Here is a 3,650-nt window from a genome sequence, read left to right as displayed (position 1 = left end):
CCGCGACGTCGCAGGCGCCGAGCAGGCCGAGGCCGCCCGCGCGCACGTGCCCGTCGACCCGTGCGACGACCGGCCTGGCCAGCTCCACGATCCCCCGCAACAGGCCCACCAGCGCGGCCGGCTCCGGCGGTTCGCGCAGGTCGGCGCCCGCGCAGAAGGTGCCGCCGGTGTGGGTGAGGACGACGGCCCGCACCTCGTCGTCCTGCTCCGCCTGGGCCAGCCGCTCGGCGAGTTCGGCCACGAGGGACGACGACAGCGCGTTGCGGTTGGCCGGCGAGTCCAGCGTGAGGGTGGTGATGCCGCGCGCGTACGCGTGCCGGACGAGACGTTCGACCACCGTCAGTTCTCCCTCAGTCGGCGGCGCAGGATCTTCCCCGACGCCGCGCGCGGCACCTCGTCGACGAAGACGACGCGGCGGATCTTCTTGTACGGGGCGACGCGCTCGGTGACGTACGCCACGACCTGCTCCGCGGTGAGCCGCTCGTCGGCGCGGACCACGAACGCCTTCGGGATCTCATTGCCGTCGCCGTCGAGCACGCCGATGACCGCCGCGTCGGCGATGCCGTCATGGGTGAGCAGCAGCGCCTCCAGTTCCGCGGGGGCCACCTGGAAGCCCTTGTACTTGATGAGTTCCTTCACGCGGTCGACGACGAACAGCCAGCCGTCGCCGTCCACACGGCCGACGTCGCCGGTGTGCACCCAGCCGTCCGGGTCGATCATCTCGGCGGTGGCCTCGGGGCGGCCGAGGTAGCCCTTCATGACCTGCGGCCCGCGGATGAGGACCTCGCCCGCCTCGCCGACGGCGGTGTCCTTCGCCGGGTCGTCCAGGGACAGCAGCCGCATCTCGGTAGACGCGATGAGCTTGCCGACGGTGCCCGGCGGCGGGTCGTCCGCCGCCCTCGGGACGAGGTGCGTACCGGGTGACAGTTCCGTCATGCCGTACGCCTGGCCGACGGACGGCAGGCCGATGCGGTGCGCGCAGGCCCGGGCCAGCTCGGCGTCGAGGGGGGCCGCGGCGCTGATGACGTAGTCCAGGGACGACAGGTCGTAGCGGTCGACGGACGGGTGCTTGGCGAGGGCGAGGACGATCGGCGGGGCCACGTACAGCGCGTTGATGCGGTGCTTCTCGATCGCCGCGAGGAAGGTGTCGAGGTCGAAGCGGGGCAGGACGACGACCGTCGCGCCGCGCCGCAGCGGGGCGTTCATGAGGGCGGTCAGGCCGTAGATGTGGAAGAAGGGCAGCACCGCGAGGACGCGGTCGCCCGGGCCCATCGGCATCAGCGGTTCCAGCTGGGCGAGGTTCGTGGCGATGTTGCGGTGGGTGAGCATGACGCCCTTGGGGACGCCGGTGGTGCCCGAGGAGTACGGCAGCGCGGCGACGTCGCGGGCCGGGTCGACGGCGACCGACGGCTCGGGGGCCGTCGTGCCGAGCATGTCGAGAAGCGAGCGCGAACCGCTGTCGCCCGCCGGGTCGCAGACGAATATCTCCCGTATGCCGCCCGCGAGTTCGGCCGCGGCGCGGGCGGATTCGAGCAGGGGCGTGACCGTGACGAGCCAGCTCGCGGCGGAGTCCCGCAGCTGTTTCGCGAACTCCTCGGGCGTGGCCAGCGGGTGCACCGTCGTGACGGAGGCGCCCGCGCGCGTGGCGGCGTAGAACGCCACCGGGTACGCGATCGTGTTGGGGCTGTGCAGCGCGACCACGTCGCCCTTGCGCACGCCCGCTTCGGCGAGCCCGGCCGCCACCTTGCGGTGGAACACGTCGAGTTGGGCGTACGTGATCGTCGTGCCCGCCACCCCGTCGACGAGGGCGGGGGCGTCGCCGCGCGCGGCCGCACCGGCGAGCACGGCGTCGTGGATGGGCTCGTCGACGACGCCGACGTCCTCGTACTCGCTCCGGAACACCATGCTGAACTCCTCGTGGATATACGACAGTTGGAGGATCAGTAGGACTTGGGCAGGCCCAGGGTCTGGTGGGACACGTAGTTGAGGATCATTTCCCGGCTGACCGGTGCGATACGCGCCACGCGCGAGCCGGTGATGAGGGAGGCGAGGCCGAACTCGCGGGTGAGGCCGTTGCCGCCGAGGGTGTGCACGGCCTGGTCGACGGCGCGTACGCAGGCCTCGGCGGCGGCGTACTTGGCCATGTTGGCGGCCTCGCCGGCGCCGACGTCGTCGCCCGCGTCGTAGAGCCGGGCGGCCTTCTGCATCATCAGGCGGGCCAGCTCCAGCTCGATGTGGACCTGGGCCAGGGGGTGGGCGATGGCCTGGTGGGCGCCGATGGGGGCCTGCCAGACGGTGCGGTCGCGGGCGTACGCGACGGCGCGCCCCACGGCGTGGCGGCCCATGCCGATCGCGAACGCGGCCGTCATGATGCGCTCGGGGTTGAGCCCGGCGAACAGCTGGAGCAGGCCCGCGTCCTCGTCGCCCACGAGCGCGTCCGCGGGGAGCCGCACGTCGTCGAGGGTCAGCTCGAACTGCTTCTCCGGCGCCTGGAGTTCCATGTCGATCTGCCGGCGGTGGAAGCCCGGGGTCTCCCGCGGGACGATGAAGAGGCAGGGCTTGAGCTTGCCCGACCGGGCGTCGGAGGTGCGTCCGACGATGAGGGTGGCGTCGGCGATGTCGACGCCCGATATGAACACCTTGCGGCCGGTGAGCACCCACGAGCCGTCGTCGTCGCGGCGGGCGGTGGTGGTGATGCGGTGCGAGTTCGAGCCGGCGTCGGGCTCGGTGATGCCGAAGGCCATGGTGCGGCTGCCGTCGGCGAGCCCCGGCAGCCAGGCCCGCTTCTGCTCCTCGGTGCCGAACCGGGAGATCACGGTGCCGCAGATCGCGGGCGACACGACCATCATCAGCAGCGGGGACCCGGCGGCCCCCAACTCCTCCAGGACGATGGACAGTTCACTGATGCCACTGCCTCCGCCGCCGTACTCCTCGGGCAGGTTCACGCCGAGGTAGCCGAGCTTCGCCGCCTCGGCCCACAGCTCCTGCGGGTGCCCTCCGGCGGCGGTGACGCGGGTCATGTAGTCGCGGCCGAACCGCTTGCCGAGCGCGGCGACGGCGGCGCGCAGCGCCTGGTGCTCTTCGGTTTCGAGGACGGGAGCGGTCACTTCTGTACCTCCTGGACTACGGCGAGCAGGGCGCCGACCTCGACCTGACGGCCGACGGCGGCGTGCAGAGCGGTGAGCGTGCCGGAGGCGGGAGCGGTGATGCGGTGCTCCATCTTCATGGCCTCCAGCCAGATCAGGGGCTGTCCGGCGGTGACGGGGGCGCCCTCGGCGAGCCCTTCGGCGACGCGCACGACGGTGCCGGGCATGGGCGCGAGCAGGGAGCCGGGCGCGCGCTGCTCGCTCGGATCGGTGAACCGGGGCAGGGCGGTGAGGGCGACGCCGTTGACGTGGACCCGGCCGCCGTCGTACGTGGCGACCCTGAACTTCCTCTGCACACCGCCGATTTCGAGCACGACACGGTCCGGTGCGGCGTGCACGACCCGGACGCCGTCGGCTGCCAGCCCGTCGCGGGTGTGCCGGTAATGGACCTCGTGCTCGGCGCCGCCGGGCTCGCTGCGGTAGCGCTTCGCCTGGGGCGCCGAGGCGACGTTGCGGAAGCCGCCGAAGCGGTGCCCGCCGGCCCCCGCCAGGGCGGCGGCGAGC

4 protein-coding genes are annotated in these 3,650 nt (G+C 72.7%); all 4 read right to left on the bottom strand.

Annotation, left to right across the window (positions count from 1 at the left end; genetic code table 11):
* The coding region (locus G3I40_RS35260; protein WP_343245115.1) for an enoyl-CoA hydratase-related protein at positions 1 to 337 on the bottom strand (337 nt) is incomplete at its 3' end.
* A 2-nt stretch (positions 338 to 339) separates the two neighbouring features.
* Positions 340 to 1,905 carry a 4-coumarate--CoA ligase family protein gene (locus tag G3I40_RS35255; protein WP_203645349.1) on the bottom strand — a complete coding sequence of 522 codons (1,566 nt, stop codon included), beginning with the start codon at positions 1,903 to 1,905 and terminating at the stop codon, positions 340 to 342.
* Between the two features lie 35 nt (positions 1,906 to 1,940).
* Positions 1,941 to 3,107 (bottom strand): acyl-CoA dehydrogenase family protein, encoded by a 1,167-nt coding sequence (locus tag G3I40_RS35250; protein WP_164558917.1) that lies wholly within the window; start codon positions 3,105 to 3,107, stop codon positions 1,941 to 1,943.
* Positions 3,104 to 3,650, bottom strand: a 547-nt coding sequence (locus G3I40_RS35245) for a biotin/lipoyl-containing protein (protein WP_343245114.1), incomplete at its 5' end; no start/stop codon positions are given. The genes G3I40_RS35245 and G3I40_RS35250, both read right to left, overlap by 4 nt.

Source organism: Streptomyces sp. SID14478 (assembly GCF_010548525.1).
In the GTDB taxonomy this organism is placed as follows: Bacteria; Actinomycetota; Actinomycetes; order Streptomycetales; family Streptomycetaceae; genus Streptomyces.
Note: the sequence above shows the minus strand (reverse complement) of the source record. Positions and strands in the feature narration are given on the sequence as shown.

Excerpts from the sequence above, each read along its gene's own strand:
- G3I40_RS35255 (WP_203645349.1), bottom strand. The coding sequence starts at position 1,905 with ATGGTGTTCCGGAGCGAGTACGAGGACGTCGGCGTCGTCGACGAGCCC.